This is a genomic window from Indolivaga capnocytophagoides (genome assembly GCF_036511535.1).
Taxonomy (GTDB): domain Bacteria; phylum Bacteroidota; class Bacteroidia; order Bacteroidales; family Dysgonomonadaceae; genus Dysgonomonas_A; species Dysgonomonas_A capnocytophagoides.
In genome coordinates this window covers 2898144-2917035 of the sequence record NZ_AP028867.1, presented here as the reverse complement: position 1 = coordinate 2917035, position 18892 = coordinate 2898144, and the positions used below count along the sequence as shown (strand labels likewise).

The 18892-nt window shown below is 40.7% G+C and carries 11 protein-coding genes, 3 tRNA genes and 3 rRNA genes; 10 read left to right on the top strand and 7 right to left on the bottom strand.

All coding sequences use genetic code 11. The features are described 5' to 3' along the window. The first annotated feature begins 80 nt into the window (after positions 1-80). The 8 genes from AABJ51_RS11680 to AABJ51_RS11645 all read left to right on the top strand — a co-directional run bounded on the left by AABJ51_RS11680 (position 81) and on the right by AABJ51_RS11645 (position 8048). The gene (locus AABJ51_RS11680) at positions 81-827 is read left to right on the top strand and encodes an ATP-binding cassette domain-containing protein (protein WP_134436895.1); all 747 of its coding nucleotides are present in this window, start codon (positions 81-83) and stop codon (positions 825-827) included. Between the two features lie 341 nt (positions 828-1168). Further along, a 16S ribosomal RNA gene (locus AABJ51_RS11675) occupies positions 1169-2694 on the top strand. 154 nt (positions 2695-2848) lie between these two features. Beyond that, positions 2849-2922, top strand: a tRNA-Ile gene (locus tag AABJ51_RS11670). A gap of 36 nt (positions 2923-2958) precedes the next feature. Then, a tRNA-Ala gene (locus AABJ51_RS11665) sits at positions 2959-3032 on the top strand. A gap of 147 nt (positions 3033-3179) precedes the next feature. Continuing rightward, positions 3180-6063: ribosomal RNA gene (locus tag AABJ51_RS11660) — 23S ribosomal RNA — on the top strand. Between the two features lie 92 nt (positions 6064-6155). Further along, a 5S ribosomal RNA gene (gene rrf, locus AABJ51_RS11655) occupies positions 6156-6266 on the top strand. The 16S, 23S and 5S rRNA genes sit together here with 2 tRNA genes alongside, the layout of an rRNA operon. A gap of 365 nt (positions 6267-6631) precedes the next feature. After that, positions 6632-7612 carry an alpha/beta hydrolase gene (locus AABJ51_RS11650; protein ID WP_338372716.1) on the top strand — a complete coding sequence of 327 codons (981 nt, stop codon included), beginning with the start codon at positions 6632-6634 and terminating at the stop codon, positions 7610-7612. A gap of 28 nt (positions 7613-7640) precedes the next feature. Then, positions 7641-8048, top strand: coding sequence for a hypothetical protein (locus AABJ51_RS11645; RefSeq protein ID WP_338372715.1), 408 nt, complete (start codon positions 7641-7643; stop codon positions 8046-8048). A 64-nt stretch (positions 8049-8112) separates the two neighbouring features. On the opposite strand, the gene AABJ51_RS11640 is transcribed toward AABJ51_RS11645, so the two are convergent. From AABJ51_RS11640 to dxs, 6 genes are all read right to left on the bottom strand, one after another. Next, the gene (locus AABJ51_RS11640; protein ID WP_026627325.1) at positions 8113-8307 is read right to left on the bottom strand and encodes a hypothetical protein; all 195 of its coding nucleotides are present in this window, start codon (positions 8305-8307) and stop codon (positions 8113-8115) included. 57 nt (positions 8308-8364) lie between these two features. After that, a complete protein-coding gene (locus AABJ51_RS11635; RefSeq protein WP_026627324.1) occupies positions 8365-8622 on the bottom strand; it encodes a GlsB/YeaQ/YmgE family stress response membrane protein in 258 nt (85 codons plus the stop codon). Positions 8623-8773: 151 nt separating this feature from the next. Continuing rightward, positions 8774-11140, bottom strand: coding sequence for a beta-L-arabinofuranosidase domain-containing protein (locus AABJ51_RS11630; protein WP_338372714.1), 2367 nt, complete (start codon positions 11138-11140; stop codon positions 8774-8776). Between the two features lie 885 nt (positions 11141-12025). Further along, on the bottom strand, positions 12026-12571 hold the full coding sequence (locus AABJ51_RS11625; RefSeq protein ID WP_338372713.1) for a terminase small subunit-like protein: 546 nt from the start codon (positions 12569-12571) through the stop codon (positions 12026-12028). A 480-nt stretch (positions 12572-13051) separates the two neighbouring features. Beyond that, the gene (gene trkA, locus AABJ51_RS11620; RefSeq protein WP_026627328.1) at positions 13052-14389 is read right to left on the bottom strand and encodes a Trk system potassium transporter TrkA; all 1338 of its coding nucleotides are present in this window, start codon (positions 14387-14389) and stop codon (positions 13052-13054) included. Beyond that, positions 14386-16326: a 1-deoxy-D-xylulose-5-phosphate synthase gene (gene dxs / locus AABJ51_RS11615; RefSeq protein WP_338372711.1), complete on the bottom strand. Its 1941-nt coding sequence runs from the start codon at positions 16324-16326 to the stop codon at positions 14386-14388. Before dxs ends, trkA begins: the two co-directional genes overlap by 4 nt. Before the next feature lie 235 nt (positions 16327-16561). On the opposite strand from dxs, the gene AABJ51_RS11610 reads away from it, so the two are divergent. After that, positions 16562-16633 (top strand) — tRNA-Arg (locus AABJ51_RS11610). Positions 16634-16811: 178 nt separating this feature from the next. Here AABJ51_RS11610 and AABJ51_RS11605 read toward each other — a convergent pair. After that, positions 16812-17876 carry a hypothetical protein gene (locus AABJ51_RS11605; RefSeq protein WP_338372710.1) on the bottom strand — a complete coding sequence of 355 codons (1065 nt, stop codon included), beginning with the start codon at positions 17874-17876 and terminating at the stop codon, positions 16812-16814. Positions 17877-18270: 394 nt separating this feature from the next. On the opposite strand from AABJ51_RS11605, the gene AABJ51_RS11600 reads away from it, so the two are divergent. Then, a complete protein-coding gene (locus tag AABJ51_RS11600; protein WP_321577281.1) occupies positions 18271-18891 on the top strand; it encodes a porin family protein in 621 nt (206 codons plus the stop codon). Position 18892 lies beyond the last annotated feature (1 nt).

Genomic DNA, 18892 nt, shown 5'->3' with positions numbered 1-18892 from the left:
CGTTAAATGAAAATATGGTTATATAAAATATCGAATCTATTTTGTTTTTTTGCCGTTCAAAATCAAATTTAATTTGAAGAATGACTGTTCTGGATATCAAAAACCTGGATTATTGTTACAAAGAAGACCTTATCTTGAGTAACTTTAATTTATCGATAGAAAAAGGGGAAATATATGGACTTATCGGAAATCCCCGATCAGGAAAAACTACTATCATTGGTCTTGTCTTAGGTTTATTGGGTGCTCCCGAAGATACTATTTATTTGTATGGTGAGGATTATGCAAAGCGTAGGAAAGAAATTCCCGTAATTACGGGGAGTGTTGTAGACATTCCATGCTTTCATAATTTTCTGACGGTATGGGAGAACTTTAAGTTCTTTGAGGTGAAATATCATTTGGGGGAAGAGCGCATTATCGAAGTATTAAGATTAATAGGGCTGGCTAGTGTGCGTAATAAGAAAGTCAGAGCCCTGAGACTGGAGCAACAAAAAAGATTAAGTATAGGACTGGCATTATATCACGATCCTGACTTTTTGGTTTTGGATGATCTTTTCAGGGATTTAGGGAAGCAATCCAAAACCCAGTTATATAAACTGCTGCTGAAATTACGAAAAATAGGTAAGACGATACTTCTTACCAATCGGGGGTTGACTGATGTCGAAGGCATATGTTCAACCATCGGATTTCTGGAAGAAGGCAATCTTATATTGGAAGGACAGGTTAAGGATGTGAAGAAATACCTCCAAAAAGAAGTAAATATGAAAAAGAGTTTACCTCTTCCACGCCGATTTTGTCTTTCGCGGGAAGACCACCGAATTCAGTGTTGACGGGGTATTGGATATATATCGAGTAATTGGTTAAAAAAAAGATATAATTCTAAGTAGTTGTAAATAATGTTGTTGTAAGGAAGGCATAAAAATATTTTAAAAAAAGGCATAAAAATATTTGGAGTGTATTGTAAAAGGGACTACTTTTGCACTCGCTTTAAGACCGAGAGACGGTCACTAAGAAAAGCGAAAAACGAGAAGCGATCTTTGAAAGATTTGAAAAGGAACAAAAAAATATAGCATTAGACGGGTGATACGGTCTTACGATCGGTATCAACTCTAAGTCAATACCTAGAGTCAATAAAGAGGTTAGAATAATTCTGAGAATATAAAAAAGATATACAAAGAAGAGTTTGATCCTGGCTCAGGATGAACGCTAGCGACAGGCCTAACACATGCAAGTCGAGGGGTAGCATGAAAGTAGCAATACTTTTGATGACGACCGGCGCACGGGTGAGTAACGCGTATGCAACCTACCTACTACAGGGGAATAGCCCGAAGAAATTCGGATTAATGCCGCATAATACAGGGGCACCGCATGGTGATATTTGTTAAAGATTAATTGGTAGTAGATGGGCATGCGTTCCATTAGCCAGTTGGTGAGGTAACGGCTCACCAAAGCAACGATGGATAGGGGAACTGAGAGGTTTATCCCCCACACTGGTACTGAGACACGGACCAGACTCCTACGGGAGGCAGCAGTGAGGAATATTGGTCAATGGGCGAGAGCCTGAACCAGCCAAGTCGCGTGAAGGATGACTGCCCTATGGGTTGTAAACTTCTTTTGTACTGGGGTAAAAAAGAGGACGTGTCCTTTCTTGCAAGTACAGTACGAATAAGCATCGGCTAACTCCGTGCCAGCAGCCGCGGTAATACGGAGGATGCGAGCGTTATCCGGATTTATTGGGTTTAAAGGGTGCGTAGGCGGGGATTTAAGTCAGCGGTGAAAGTTTGAGGCTCAACCTTAAAATTGCCGTTGAAACTGGGTTTCTTGAGTGTATTTGAAGTAGGCGGAATTCGTTGTGTAGCGGTGAAATGCATAGATATAACGAAGAACTCCAATTGCGCAGGCAGCTTACTAAACTACAACTGACGCTGAAGCACGAAAGCGTGGGTATCAAACAGGATTAGATACCCTGGTAGTCCACGCAGTAAACGATGATTACTAGCTGTTTGTGATATTACAATAAGTGGCTAAGCGAAAGCGATAAGTAATCCACCTGGGGAGTACGCCGGCAACGGTGAAACTCAAAGGAATTGACGGGGCGCACAAGCGGAGGAACATGTGGTTTAATTCGATGATACGCGAGGAACCTTACCCGGGCTTGAAATGCATCTGACCGATCGGGAAACCGATCTTCTAGCAATAGCAGATGCGTAGGTGCTGCATGGTTGTCGTCAGCTCGTGCCGTGAGGTGTCGGCTTAAGTGCCATAACGAGCGCAACCCACATTGTTAGTTACTAACAGGTCAAGCTGAGGACTCTGACAAGACTGCCAGCGTAAGCTGCGAGGAAGGTGTGGATGACGTCAAATCAGCACGGCCCTTACGTCCGGGGCGACACACGTGTTACAATGGGGGGTACAGAGGGTTGCTACTTGGTGACAAGATGCTAATCTCGAAAGCCTCTCCCAGTTCGGATTGGAGTCTGCAACTCGACTCCATGAAGCTGGATTCGCTAGTAATCGCGCATCAGCCATGGCGCGGTGAATACGTTCCCGGCCTTGTACACACCGCCCGTCAAGCCATGGAAGCTGGGGGTACCTGAAGTACGTAACCGCAAGGAGCGTCCTAGGGTAAAACTAGTGACTGGGGCTAAGTCGTAACAAGGTAGCCGTACCGGAAGGTGCGGCTGGAACACCTCCTTTCTGGAGAATGTTCTAACTGGATATATAACGTTAAAGTTATTATCACCCAATGTCTAGTGTATTATATAAAAAAGAGTTTCTATCAAATCGACAAAATAAAGAGAAAAAGGAGCTGTTAATCACAGTTACCGGGTAAGAAAAGAAACAAACAGCCAGTCCTATAGCTCAGTTGGTTAGAGCGCTACACTGATAATGTAGAGGTCGGCAGTTCAAATCTGCCTGGGACTACGAAGTAAATAAGCCGGATAACGGGCTTCATTTAACGGGGGATTAGCTCAGCTGGCTAGAGCACCTGCCTTGCACGCAGGGGGTCAACGGTTCGAATCCGTTATTCTCCACAACAGCTAAGACAATTAAATAATAGTCAGCTCTTAAAAGAGCAATTAGCGAAAAGATCTTTGACATGATGTAAAAAAGAGCAAGTAAAAAAAACGAGTATATATCAAACCGTACTTTACCGGCAACGGTAAAGAACAGGCGAAGAGAAAAAAGTAAAAAAGGGCACATGGGGGATGCCTAGGCTCTCGAAGGCTATGAAGGACGTGATAAGCTGCGAAAAGTTACGGTAAGGTGCAAATAACCTTTGACCCGTAAATCTCCGAATGGGGCAACCCGGTATGCGAAGAGCATATCATCCAGCTAGACTGGAAGCAAACGTGGGGAACTGAAACATCTAAGTACCCATAGGAAAAGAAAACAAAAGTGATTCCGTAAGTAGTGGCGAGCGAACGCGGATTAGCCCAAACCAATATTGTTTCGGCAATATTGGGGTTGTAGGACTGCGCTGTGGCAAGACATAAATGTAGTGGAAATATCTGGAAAGATGTATCAGAGAGGGTGATAATCCCGTACACGAAACGTTTATTAAGCCTAGCAGTATCCTGAGTAGTGCGGGACACGAGAAATCCTGTATGAATCTGCCGGGACCATCCGGTAAGGCTAAATACTTCCGAGAGACCGATAGTGAACCAGTACCGTGAGGGAAAGGTGAAAAGAACCTCGAACAGAGGAGTGAAATAGACCCTGAAACCATGTGCCTACAAGCGGTCGGAGCTGGCAACAGTGACGGCGTGCCTTTTGCATAATGAACCTACGAGTTACTCTCATTGGCAAGGTTAAGTACTATCAGGTACGGATCCGAAGCGAAAGCAAGTCTTAACAGGGCGCCATAGTCAATGGGAGTAGACGCGAAACCAAGTGATCTACCCTTGAGCAGGTTGAAGGTTGGGTAACACCAATTGGAGGACCGAACCGGTAAGCGTTGAAAAGCTTTCGGATGACTTGAGGGTAGGGGTGAAAGGCTAATCAAACTTGGAGATAGCTCGTACTCCCCGAAATGCATTTAGGTGCAGCCTCGGCGAATTACTTATGTCAGGTAGAGCTACTGATTGGATGCGAGGGCTTCACCGCCTATCAAGTCCAGATAAACTCCGAATGGGCATAAGTTAATACCGGGAGTGAGGGCATGGGTGCTAAGGTCCATGTCCGAGAGGGAAAGAACCCAGACCATCAGCTAAGGTCCCCAAATACATGTTAAGTTGAATTAACGAAGTGTTGCCGCTAAGACAGCTAGGATGTTGGCTTGGAAGCAGCCATTCATTTAAAGAGTGCGTAACAGCTCACTAGTCGAGTGGCGATGCGTGGATAATAATCGGGCATAAAACATGTTACCGAAGCTATGGGATAAATATTATCGGTAGGGGAGCATTCTGTTCAGCGTCGAAGGCGCAGCGTGAGCTGCTCTGGAGCGGACAGAAAAGCAAATGTAGGTATGAGTAACGATAAAGGAAGTGAGAAACTTCCTCGCCGAAAGACTAAGGTTTCCTGATCAACGCTAATCGGATCAGGGTAAGTCGGGCCCTAAGGAGACGCCGAACGGCTAATTCGATGGATGAAACGGTTAATATTCCGTTACTGGCTTTAAGAGTGATGTGGGGACACAGGAGTGAAACTGCTGCCAACTGACGGAATAGTTGGTTAAAGGGTGTAGACGTTGATTTTTGCAGGCAAATCCGCAAAAAGAGTCGAACCTGAAAGTATGAGGAACCATTGGTGAATCAATATGCAGGTAAACAGACTGTCAAGAAAAACCGCTAAACGCTAATCTTAAAGTCACCCGTACTAAAACGGACACACGTAGTTGGGTTGAGTATACTAAGGCGCTCGAGTGATTCACAGTTAAGGAATTAGGCAAAATGACCCTGTAACTTCGGGATAAAGGGTGCCTGTCAGCGATGGCAGGCGCAGAGAATAGAAGAAGGCAACTGTTTAACAAAAACACATGGCTATGCAAATTAGAAATAAGACGTATATAGCCTGACACCTGCCCGGTGCTGGAAGGTTAAGAGGAGAAGTCATCAGCAATGAGAAGCTTTGAATTGAAGCCCCAGTAAACAGCAGCCGTAACTATAACGGTCCTAAGGTAGCGAAATTCCTTGTCGGGTAAGTTCCGACCTGCACGAATGGTGTAATGATCTTCTTACTGTCTCAACTGTGAGCTCGGTGAAATTGTAGTATCGGTGAAGATGCCGATTACCCGCGATGGGACGAAAAGACCCCGTGAACCTTTACTATAGCTTTACATTGAATCTGGGCACTTGATGTGTAGGATAGGCCGGAGACTATGAAGCGGGCACGCTAGTGTTTGTGGAGTCACCCTTGAAATACGGCCCTTTAATTGTTTGGATTCTAACCTATTGATATAGGGACACTGTATGGTGGGTAGTTTGACTGGGGTGGTCGCCTCCAAAAGAGTAACGGAGGCTTCTAAAGGTGCGCTCAGAACGATTGGTAACCGTTCGTAGAGTGTAATGGCATAAGCGCGCTTGACTGGGAGACTAACAAGTCGATCAGGTAGGAAACTAGAGCATAGTGATCCGGTGGTTTCAGTATGGAATGGCCATCGCTCAAAGGATAAAAGGTACTCCGGGGATAACAGGCTGATCATTCCCAAGAGCTCATATCGACGGAATGGTTTGGCACCTCGATGTCGGCTCGTCACATCCTGGGGCTGGAGAAGGTCCCAAGGGTTGGGCTGTTCGCCCATTAAAGTGGCACGCGAGCTGGGTTCAGAACGTCGTGAGACAGTTCGGTCTCTATCTATCGTGGGCGTAAGATATTTGCGGGGATCTGACACTAGTACGAGAGGACCGTGTTGGACGCACCGCTGGTTTACCGGTTGTTCCGCCAGGGGCATCGCCGGGTAGCTAAGTGCGGATTGGATAAGTGCTGAAAGCATCTAAGTACGAAGCCAGCCTCAAGATAAGATATCCTTATAAGGGTCGTTGTAGACTACGACGTTGATAGGCTACAGGTGTAAAGGCAGTAATGTCATAGCCGAGTAGTACTAATTGCCCGAAACTTTTTCGTCAAAACTTCGCCTGTGTAACAGGTTTGCTACATACAAATTTTTAAAGACTTGTTCTTTTACATCACGTCTTAATATATAAGATCAAAGATATTAAGGTGGTTATAGCGTTGGGGATCCACCTCTTCCCATTCCGAACAGAGAAGTTAAGCCCACCCACGCCGATGGTACTGCAATTATGTGGGAGAGTAGGTAACCGCCCTCTTTTAAAGACAAAAAGTCCTGAGTAATTTTTTACTCGGGACTTTTTTGTTAATAAATACTTTACCGAAATATAAGGCTATGCTACATTTGATAATCGGTCTTCTTGATTTTATTACTTGATACACCTTGAATCCAACCTTATCCATAAGCTGTATATTTTTCTGTTTTTTTGTTAAAAACGATTCCTTGCTAGAACAATCTTTTATTAATCAGCGTTTTATATTTACTGATGTATGTAGATTAATATAGGTCGATGTTTTAGGGATACAAACATTATCCTTTAATTATTATGATTATGTGTTGGGAGAGAGGCTCATTTCTCCTATCTGTATTTTATTGTCTAACATTGATAATTAAAATAGTATTATGGAAAAGGAATATAAAATAAAGGATTATTTAAAAGATCCACATTTGACTCTTAGTACAAGAGAATATCTTAGAGTCTTAAATTCAGGAGATAAGCCTGTAGAGGCTTTGCCTGTTGCGGATGCTCGAAAAGTTTTGGAAAATGCTCAATCATCTATAAACGTTGACTTATCGGGTATTAAAGAGGAGACAGTGAATGTTGAATTATCAAAATATTCGATTGGCATTAATATTGTGCGTTCGGAAACATCAAAGGATCCAGTACCTGCCTTTATTTTTATACATGGCGGAGGATGGGTTTTAGGTGATTATCATACTCATAAGCGATTAGTCAGGGATATAGTAGTGACAAGTGGATATACAGCTTTATTCATTAACTATTCGCCATCTCCGGAGGCTAAATATCCTGTTGCTATCAACGAAATATTTGAAACAGCTAAGTGGATATTTGAGCATGGAGATGAACTAAAGATTGATAAAGACAGATTAGCGATCGTTGGAAATAGTGTCGGTGGCAACATGTCTGCCGTAACAAGTTTGAAAGCTAAAGAAGAAGGACTTTCTATTATAAAAGCTCAGGCATTGCTGTGGCCTGTTACTGACGCTACATTTGATTGGGAATCTTACAAATTGTATGGAGAACAGCGGTTTCTTACAGCTTCTCTCATGAAATGGATGTTTGATCAGTATACTACAGATCTGGCAGATAGAGACGAGATTTACCTGTCTCCGTTAAGAGCTTCAAAAGAACAATTACAAGGTTTGCCTCCAACGTTTATGGCTGTTGCTGAGAATGATATATTAAGAGACCAGGGGGAAGAGTTTGGAATACACTTAGACGAAGCAGGCGTAGATGTAACTACTGTTCGTTATAATGGGGTGATACATGACTGGGGTATGCTCAACGGATATGCTACAATTCCTCAGACTATAGCTGTTGTGAATCAGGTAGCGGAATTCCTGAGGAGATATTTGGGATAGTATTGGTTACGCTAAAGGATAAACGTATATGAAAAAGGGAATATTTACAGGCTTATTATTAAGCTTAGTTGTAGCATTTGCAGCCTGCAGCAGTGACGATGATGATGCTCCTTTTCTAGGGGCAAATGTGAAAGTCACGGTCAAGAATCTGGCTGGTGAAGAACAGAAGGATATAAAGGTCTACATGTTCAAGAATCTGCAGCCGGATGATTCTACTGATCCCGGTTCAGCATCGAGAATAGAAACTACAAACGAGAACGGAATTGCCTACTTTAAGCTAAATCTAACTGAGCTCAACATTGTTGAGTCGGAAACCGACTTATACTTTGCTGTATATTATAAAGTTGGGGATGACTTGATTCTTAAAGCAGGAGATGGGTCTATTACTGTAAAACGAAATGAAGAGAAAGAAATATCCATCATTATCCCGATTTAGTATCGTGATTTAGAATTATAGGCGGAGCAATCTATTTGATAGAAGTGCTCCGCCTTTTTATTTGTTACTCGGATTCTCTCTTTCCCGAAAGTTTCCCTATATAATATATGATAAGCCCGACTGCCGATATCGCAGCGATTATACCTACCGTATAAAATACTATTGCGGAGATAACTTTTATCCCGATTATAAGCAGTACAATAAACAAGACGATTGAAAGCAATCCAATCGATATAAGGAAGTATTTTAGTCCATTCATATTGTGAGCCGTTTAAATAGAAAAAGGCCTTTAAAAGCCTTTCTTTATTGTTTTATGTTATACATTCTTTTTTCGGAACAGTGAAATAATCCAAAGCAGCACAACCGCTCCTATTACCGACATAATCAGAGCACCCACTATTCCTCCCGAACCAATGCCGAGTAGACCATAAATCCAACCGCCCAATATACTGCCGACAAGACCGACAATCAGATTAACGATAAAGCCGAATCCGTGCCCTCTCATCAACCAACCGGCGATAGCTCCTGCGGCTACTCCTATTATTATTGACCATATTATTCCTAACCCTTCCATATTCGTTCGATTTAATTAATACATTATACGTTTATATTGAAACAGAATAATATGAGAGATTGTTCATTATTCGTCAGGGCAGCGATATCGTTTATAAAGCAAAAACAGCGAACAGCATATTGGGTATTCGCTGTTTTTGAAATTGTTCAGACTAATTATTCAACAGCCGTACTTCGACTATCTTAGTCGCCATTTTATCAGAAGTAGATGTAAATTTAACTTCCAGTATATCCGTATTATTAAGATCTGATGGAAGCTCGATTCGTTCTGTTATGATTTTGTCCCCATCATTACCGTCTAAAGCTTTCGATACTACTGTTTGGTTGTTGATCTGTATATTCAATATCCGCGAATTATCTCTGTTGAAATACCTGATGTATAAATATTTTGCGTTTTTATTAGTATTTTTCAGCTGATAACTAAACCAGCCTTTGGCTTCTCTCCAGTGTACATCGTCAATAAATCCGGTATTTGAATTTTCGAATTTTACAAAGTGATCCGATTCGGGTTGTTGCTCTCCGCAGATAACTTTGTCGGAAGTTACCGCATCGAGTTTTATACGTTCCTGTTCTTCGTCCGCTGTACGTTGCTGAATAGCTGCAACTTCAGACTGCGTTGCCTGCGGCCAGTATATAATATATCGTGATTCGTGTAAACGGAAGAAAGGAATCAGTTCTAAACCATTGTTGTATTTTTCGGGATACAGTCCGGTTATCTTGAATGTTAACGGCTTGTTTGCTACGGGCTGTAACTGAGATATCAGCTTGTCGGGCTCACTTACCACGATAGGCATATCTTTCAGAGGTACTTGTTGTCCATGAGCAATGTGACCGCCTCTGCTGTCATCCGCAAATAACCCGTCCATATTTTCGGTATTGGTTTTGGCTGCTAATACGATAGGTCCGTAAAAGAAAGCGTAGTAATTCGATTTATCGGGCAGTTGTTCTACTCTCAGGTGCATAGGCATATCTACAACTATTTTATCTCCGTTTTTCCATTTGCGGTTAATAGATACATATCCGTCAGCGCCTTTAACCACAGCCTGAGGTTTACCATTAACAGAGACTTTTAAATCACCGTCTTTTACCCATTGAGGATAGCGTATCTTTAAATCGAAATCAGATGCCTTTCCTGTTTTCACTGTTAAGCTTGTTTTAGCTTCATCCGGAAAGTTATTCTCCTGTACTATTTCGATCTTCTTTTCTTGCCATGTAAGGGTCGAAGGGATAAAGAGATTAACGTAAAGCTGGTTGTCTTTATGCGAGTAAATCATTTCTCCGTATTTGGCATGGTTCTCAAGACCCGATCCTACACAGCACCAAAAAGAAGTCTGAGGTTGAGAATATACTCTGTAATGTCCCGGGCGCATCTGCGTGAAATATACAAAACCTCCCTGTTCGGGATTCTGTGTCGATAAGATATGATTATACAATGCCTTTTCGTAATAATCCATGTATTTTTTGTCTTGAGAAGTTTGGTAAAGCATCTTTGACAATCGCAGCATATTGTACGTGTTGCACGTTTCCGGACCTTCTATACTTTTGATCATACGGGAGAAGTCATTTGTTGGGTTGAAATGTTCTCCCACACTGTTTCCTCCGATAGCAACAGACCTGTTTTCGACAACGGTATCCCAGAAAAAACGGGCGGCATCGTTCCACGACTGGTTACCTTCGATATCAGCAATCCTTTTGAATCCTAAGACTTTCGGAATCTGTGTGTTTGCATGCATTCCCGTTAATTTGTCCTCGTGCGACAGCAGCGGATCAAGAATCAGTTGCTGTGAAAACTGATGAGCTAATGCCAGATATTTTTTGTCTCCTGTAATTGCCGCTACATCCGCAAACGTTTCATTCAATCCTCCGTGTTCGCTTCTAAGCATATCTTGTATTTGGACTTCCGAAAGCTGAGATACCAGTTTTATTGCCCAGTCGGTCATTTTTATGAGCATTTCTTTGGCTTCCTGATTGTGAGCATACAGATAAGCATCACGCAGACCTGCATATGTTTTGTGTATATTATATAAAGGAACCCATTTTCCGTTCAGGCTGAATCCGCCTGCATCAATTTTACCGTTTGCAACTTCTTCCCATATAGCTTTACCTCCGGGAACTCCTCCTATATATCCGTTACCGTTGGCATCTTGACATTTTTTCAGTTCGCCGACCATATAGTCGAGACGTTCTTTGATTCGGGAATCTCCTGTTGCAGCGTACATCAGCGATAGTGCAGATAAATAATGACCTCCGATATGTCCGTCAAGCCCTGTATTTTCCCAGTTGGTATAGCTTTCTGCCTTCTGCGGTAAACCTGCTTCACGAAGAAAAGGAGCCAGTAATCTGTCGGGGTTGAGTTCCAACATGTACTTCAAGTCGAGGTCTTCGGCATGTTTAAACGGACTGTCTAATAGTCTTACATTCCCGATGTCAAACGATTCTACTTTCTGTACTATCTGGGCTTGTCCGTAAAACAAGCTGCCTGTAAATAATACAACAGTTAAGGTTAAGATTTTTTTCATGATTTGATTTTGTGGGGTTTCAATTCCCAAATATAATAAACTTATTTATAAATGTTGTAATAACACTTAATAATGTAACATAAGGGATAAAAAAGGTAACAAAGGTTACTGAATCAAGGAACAGTTACTAATATCTAATTATCAATTGAAAGCAATTCATTTTTCATTCTTCATTATTAGTTCTTCATTTCCGACAAAGGTGACAAAGTCAATGTACAATAATCAATAATGCGAATCAGTATTTGAAAAATGGTCTTTTAAATTATGCTATTTACTACGCGCAATCAGAGATTGCTTGTGTTCCTTTTGGCCAAAGCCCCTAAAGGAACCAAAAGGTCTTTGGCGCTTCGAGGCTCTGCCTATCTGACTACGTTCACGGGCGAAACTAAATAAAACTCGCTCTATGAGCTCAAACAGCATTTAGTTTTAATGCCCGTTTCACTGGTCAGATTACCGCTTCACCCCTGTATGCGCCTTGGCTAACGCACACCTTTGCTTGCGGCAGCCGACAAAAGGGTCTGTGACCCCGTCAGGCTCTTGACCTCGGTGGAAGCCCGGGGTACCCGCTGCACGAAGAAAGCGTTAAAAGACAAATAGATATCAGCGATAATCATTTTTATTTGTCTTAGCTTTCGAGGGCTTAGCGGGTCGGGATGCAGACGCAGTCTTGATCTTTTGTTTCGTTTTGCATCAAGGCAAAATGAAAAACAAACCCAGGAGGGTGCGTTAGTAAATAGCTGAACTTGATAGCATAAAATAAAAGAACATTTTATTAATCTAACTACTGATTGGCATCAATAAATAATTATTAGCAGCCAACTAATTATTGTTCATTGCTTATCAATAATTGATAAAAGGTTACAAAAGTGACAATAAAATCAGTTATCAGACTTCGTTCGTATTATTCTGCTGCTCCTCTTCCTTTTTTGCGGCTGATTCACTCAGCCACTTTTGATACTTTCGTTCTCTTTCCTCTTCCCATAATTGGTCTTCCAGCTCTTGCTGTAAAATACGTTCTTCGTCCTTCAGTTGCAAAAGAATTTTTTTCTCTTGATTTTCAACATCGTTTTCTTTAGATATCGCCATTTTCAGGGTCTTTTCATCGGGAGAGTATTCTTTCTTCGTTACGGTTTTCCCTGCTAAGTACAATTCCCCGTATTCATCTACCGCATATTTATAGCGGGTTGTAGTAACTGTATGTCCCTGTTCTATTCTCTGCTTGAGTATCTGACGTGCTTTTTGCGCCAATCGCTCATCTCTCTCCAAACGAGCGTTTTCGACCATCCCCTCAAAATCGGGATATTTAATCATCCACTGATAAAATGTTTTTCGGCTGATGTTGTGTATTGAGCAGATTTCACCTAATGTATATTCATCTTGTTCTATTGCTTCTGCTATTTTCTTTCCTAATTTTTCTGTGTATTTTGCCATGATTTGAATGTGTTTTTATACATAGATAAAAATTCAGAAAACATGAGGAGAACCAATAAGGTATAAGATCAATTAAGGTCTGCGACACTCGGGTTGGAGGCGCAGTCTTGTTTTTTGTTTTGTTTTACCTCAAGGCAAAATGAAAACAAAGCCGATAGCCTGCGTTAGTAAAATAACGGAATTTGAAGTCTTTTTTTTAGCGAGAACTGAGTAACTGTTTAAATTTACCAAACGATGTATCACAATAACGATTTATTTCTTTTTCGTTTATTTTTAGGCTCTTTTTGCCTGAATTTTTATCTTTTCTCAACTCAAACAGCCCGCTGTTATCGTATCGAAAAAATAAAAATCGTTCCAAAAATATCTCTAAAAATCCAAACGAGCTAAATTTAAACAGTTACTGATTGTTGATACTGCGCTCACAAAATTTATAAAAAGATATGAGACCTTAGAAATAGGGTGGGAGTTGAAGTTGACTTTTTAATTAAATAGTTTTTCGGCTTCTCTTAAAGCATCGTCCAGACAAAAAACAACGACATTGTCGTAAGGCTCTATCTGGGTATCTCCATCAACAAGCATGGCTTCTCCGTTTCTCATCAAGCCCCCGATAGTCATATTATTAGGCAGAGAGAGAGATTTTATTTCTTTCTTAGTGATTCTTGAATTAGGGCGAGCTACAATCTCTGCTACATCTGCATTGGCAAAAGTCAAGGTTTTGACGTTGGTTACATCCGCATTAAGTAGAAAACGGTATATATTACTTACTGTGATTAGTTTTTTATTGATGATAGAACCGATATTCAGGTTTTCGGCCATGGATATGTAATCCATATTTTCGACTTCGGCTACAGTTTTTCGTACACCAAATCTTTTGGCGGCAAGGCAAGCCAGAATGTTTGCTTCCGAATTACCCGTAACAGCAATGAAGGCATCTATATTACGGATACTTTCCTGCTGCATAAATTCGGAGTTACGCCCGTCGTCCTGAAAAACGGTGACATTCTTAGGTACTTTCTCTAGTAGTTTGTAGCACTTGTCTTTGTCTACCTCCAGCAGCTTTATGTTAGTATCGCCGGGAAGGTATTGGCAGGTACGTATAGCAATACGGCTGCCACCCATTATCATGACATTCTTTACCTCAAATTTTTCTTTTCCTGTAATTGCGGGTATTTCGTCTATAAATTCATTGGTTGTCGTGAAAAAAACAATATCATCTGGCTGAACTTTGTCTTTTCCTTTGGGGATGATTGTTCGGTTGTTGCGCTTGATCGCAACTATGTGAAACTTCTTCTGAGTATTCGATATTTCATACAGATACTTATCTGCTAACTCCGAATTATCCCTGACTTTGACGCCGACAAGAATAATGGAGCCGCCGAATAATTCGACCCACAACCTGACCCAAGGGCGTTTGAGTGCCGATACGATTTCTTTCGCGGCCAGCATTTCGGGATATACCATGGAATTGATTCCAAGGCTTTCGAAAAATTCTTTGTTCTTCGGCAGTAGGTATTCGAAGTTGTCGATACGTGCAAATGTCTTTTTTGCTCCCATCTTAGCGGCAAGCATACATGATGTGATGTTTACCGATTCATCGGGGGTGACGCCTATAAAAAGGTCGGCATTTTTTACTCCTACTTCGCTCAAATCTTTCAGAGAGGTTGTCGAACCTTCCATCGTCATGATCTCAAGATTTCCTTTCGATAAGTTTAATTTTTCCTTATCGGAATCCATGAGAATAACATCCTGATTTTCGCCCGAAAGTAATCGTGCCAAGTGTGTACCGACTGCGCCAGCTCCACCGATAACAACTCTCATAATACAGGTTTTAGTGCCGGTTTATTTTGTAAGACTCCCTCCAGGCGTTTGGTAATACCGGGGACATCTATTTCGCAGAGTCTATTCAATTCGGGTATAGAACCGTGGGTTATAAACTCATCAGGAATGCCTATTCTGGTTACCTCTATATCTTTATAATTCTTTTCTGAGAAATATTCAAGAACGGCCGAACCCAATCCTCCGGTAATAACACCGTTTTCGATGGTAACTACTTTCCTGAATTTAGATGCTACTTCATCCAATAGGTCTGTATCTATCGGTTTCAGAAATATAATATCATAATGAGCGATGCTGTATCCTTCTTTTTCCAATTCGGAGATAGCTGCATTAGCGGTATTGCCAATAGGCCCGATGGTAATAACGGCCATATCTTTACCGTCTTTCATTTTCCGGCCTTTACCGATGAGAAGCAGTTTCATTTCGCATTCCCAGTCTTTCAGTTCGCCTTGTCCTCTCGGGTATCTAATGACAAAAGGCCCTTCGTTGCCGTATGTTGCAGTGTACATCAGATGTCTGAGGTAGTGTTCGTTATAGGGAGAGGCAATCACAAGATTAGGGATACAGCGCATATAAGCAAGGTCGAATACTCCGTGATGCGTTGGTCCGTCTTCACCGACCAGTCCGGCTCTGTCCAAACAGAATATAACATGAAGTTTTTGCAATGCTACATCGTGTATCACCTGATCGTATGCCCGTTGCATAAACGAAGAATATATGTTACAGAAAGGAATTAATCCTTCTTTCGATAATCCTCCCGAGTAAGTTACGGCATGAGCTTCTGCAATACCTACATCGAAAGATCGTTCCGGGAATTCCTTCATCATGAAGGTCATCGACGATCCGCTGGGCATAGCCGGAGTGATACCGACTATCCGTTTATCTTTCTGTGCAAGTTCTACTATTGTATGCCCGAATACATTCTGATATAATTGGGGCTGGTCTTTTGCCTGTGAAATGATACGTTCTCCGGTATCTTTGTTGAATTTTCCGGGAGCATGCCATTCGGTAGCCGATTCTTCGGCAGGTTTATATCCTTTCCCCTTGATAGTATGTATATGCAGCAATTTGGGGCCTTTAAGATCCTTGATGTTTTCAAGAATGCGAATCAGTCCTTTCAGGTCATGACCGTCTACAGGGCCAAAGTACCGTATATTGAGTCCCTCGAATATATTCTGTTGTTTTGTTATCAGCGATTTGAGGCTGTTGTTGAACCGGAGTATAAAGTTTTTGCCTTTCTCCGAGATCAGATTTTTTCTTTTGAACTTTTGATAAACATCATTCCTTACTTTGTTATAGGTATGTGAAGTCGTCATTTTTACGAGATAATCTTTCAGACCGCCGACATTATCGTCGATAGCCATGTCATTATCATTTAAGATTATAAGCAGGTCGTTCGGTTGCGAACTGGCATTGTTCAATCCTTCATAAGCTAATCCTCCGGTTAAAGAACCGTCACCTATCACAGCTACTACATGCTTGTTTTCATTCAGCAGCCTGGAAGCCACAGCCATTCCCAGTGCAGCCGATATTGAATTAGACGCATGACCTGCCGAGAAAGTATCGTATTCGCTTTCATCCGGGTTAGGAAATCCGGCCAAACCTCCGAACTTACGGTTTGTATTGAATCTGTCTCTGCGGCCTGTCAGTATTTTGTGGCTGTACGCCTGATGTCCTACATCCCACACGATACGGTCGTAAGGTGTATTATATATATAGTGAAGGGCTACTGTAAGCTCTACTGTTCCCAAGCTGGATCCAAAGTGCCCGGGATTTTTACAAAGTTGATCTATTATAAATGTCCTTAATTCCTGGCAGAGTGTATCCAGCTGTCCTATACCGAGTTTTTTCAAATCTTTCGGGGAGTTGATTGTCTTCAGTAAAGGTATATTTATATTGGTGTTCTCTTTCTCTGACATATTTATATGTACTTGTGAATATTCTTTGATATAGTAAACGAAAAATAAAGAGCAAAATTATAAAACAAATGATTGCAAACCTATGTTTAACTTTTAAAATATGGATTTCGAAAGCTATTCTTTTGCAAATGAGTCATAAATGATATTTATAAGTAAGCTCTTGCCCTCATGATATTGTCAGGTAACTAAAAATCTATTACATTTGCATCGTTTCTGAATTTATAACGGAAAGCATGGCGCGATAGTTCAATGGATAGAATAGAAGTTTCCTAAACTTTAGATCCGGGTTCGATTCCCGGTCGTGCTACATGAGAAGTCGCTTTTATAGCGGCTTCTTTTTGTTTTTAACGATATTTCCAAGAAATGGTACGGCCTGAGTATCTGTTTACTATGCAGATTCGATTTTTTACTTTTTATATAAACATAAAAGCCAGATGTAATTTAATATCCTACATCTGGCTTTCTCTTTGTATCTTTAGTTCTGTTTATTTATTCAGATATGCCTGATATGCCTTTGTCAAAGCTTCTTTCTTAGCGGCATCTGCAACGAATTCATAAATGGGGATTACAGCTCCTTTGAGTGATCTTTTCCCGAAATCGACAAGAACTGTACTTTCTCTCTCAATCGCATTTTTACGTAAATCAAATTTTACCTTGTCCTCATAGTTCGTAATATCAAACATCCATGCATTTGGCTTTTCAGTCGGATTTACCCCACTGATATATTCGGAATAGAGATTCTCCTTTTCTTCTGGATCCTGAGGAAGAGGTTCCATTAATATGCCCGGAGTAGAACTCAGAAAACGACCGCTGGCACTAACCATTTTTCCTTGCAGCTGTGAATTGGATGTAGACCTGTAATAGAAGTCCTGTCTCCAACCTACGATAATATCCATCAAAACGTGTGTTCCGTATAATTTTATGATCTCATCAGCCGATTTTGAATTTAAATCCGATTTAAATTCGTCCGTTAGGTAATTGGTAAGAATAGATAGATCCTCATAACTTCGAAGATCAAAATAATGTTCGTACCAACTACTCACAAATGCATCCATTGCATAATAGTATTTAAGATCGCTGTAAGTAGTGTCGTTTTCGAACGGCATTTCGAACATGGCTTTGAATATGTTATTATGTTCTGTTGAAGAATTTCCGATTACAATTTTTTCATCTTTTAATAATTGAGCTGTAATATCTTCTCTTGTCCCGGTCTTAGTTCCCCAACCTCCATGCACAAATACCTTCCAATGATGCATAACATCATAATAATGGTCATCTTCAAATTTCTGAGCATCTACAATCTTTTTTCTTATCCAATCGGGGTGAGCATATTTACCCGTAATGTCGTAGCCATAGCCTAGGGCGTGGAATGCTTCGCCGGTAAACGTAGAGTGGGGCTTTGCTAAAGGATAAGTTTTAGAGAGATCGGTTCCTGTTTTGTATTTGTTTTGTTCAGTTGGCTGATCGATAGGATCCTGATTATTATTATCATCATCCGAACAAGATGTAAATAATATAATTGAAAATAAAAGAAAGAGTAGTTGTTTCATAAGTAAAATATATTGTTGGTTAGTTTTACAAAACTATAAATATTTACCGAAATAAAGGTAATTGATGTCTATTTTGGAAATAATAGATTTCTTAAATCAAAAATGTATTATAGATGGGATGAAAAAAGCAGGTACTTATGAACCAAAAAAAACAATAGATTGTTTCATTTAGTAATATACAGTATGCGTGAACTAATGAACGCGGGACATCTTATTATTCCGGAGGTATTTGATTTAAGAAGAATTCTTATCTTTGTACCTATTAGGAATTGTATAGCATCTGTAAGAAATACATCAGTTATAGTCAAAAGCCTGTTTAGAAAAGAATTATGTGTGCTCTTTATCTGCTGATAGACTAACTGACAGAACTCTTTATTTTCTAACAAATTTTATTATGAAAAAAAATTACATGAGTTTTATGAAATGCTTGGCTGTTGCAGCCCTTGTTTTTATCGGAGCAACTCAAGCGAATGCTCAATTACGTTTTGGGGTAAAAGGTGGTTTTGATGTAAGTAGTAATCGTATCAATAAAGACATCCTGAATACTCACAACCGTTTAGGCTTTCAAATTGGAGGAACTATGGAATTGATGGCTCCAATTGTAGGTTGGGGTGGTGAATTGTCTGTTCTGTATGGTCATCAAAAAGGAGATGATGGAAAAACAGATGCAGGGAATGAATATAATGTGAAAGATTATAACTATCTGAGAGTTCCTTTGAATTTGAAGAAAAAGTTCAGCGTTGTCGGACTATTTGGAGTATTTATTCAAGCCGGACCTTATGCTGAATTCAGGCTAAGTGGCGGAGATGTTGAAAAATTGGATCAGCAATGGAAATCAAAATCATATGCAATGGGTTTGAATGCAGGTGCTGGTGTCGAACTGCTAAACCATCTTGAGCTGGGGATGTATTATCGAAAATCTTTAACCGATAATTATGGAGATAAGGCAGGTTGGGAGAATGTTGTTAAAAAACGCCCTGATAACTGGAGTGTAAACCTTACTTACTTCTTCTGAG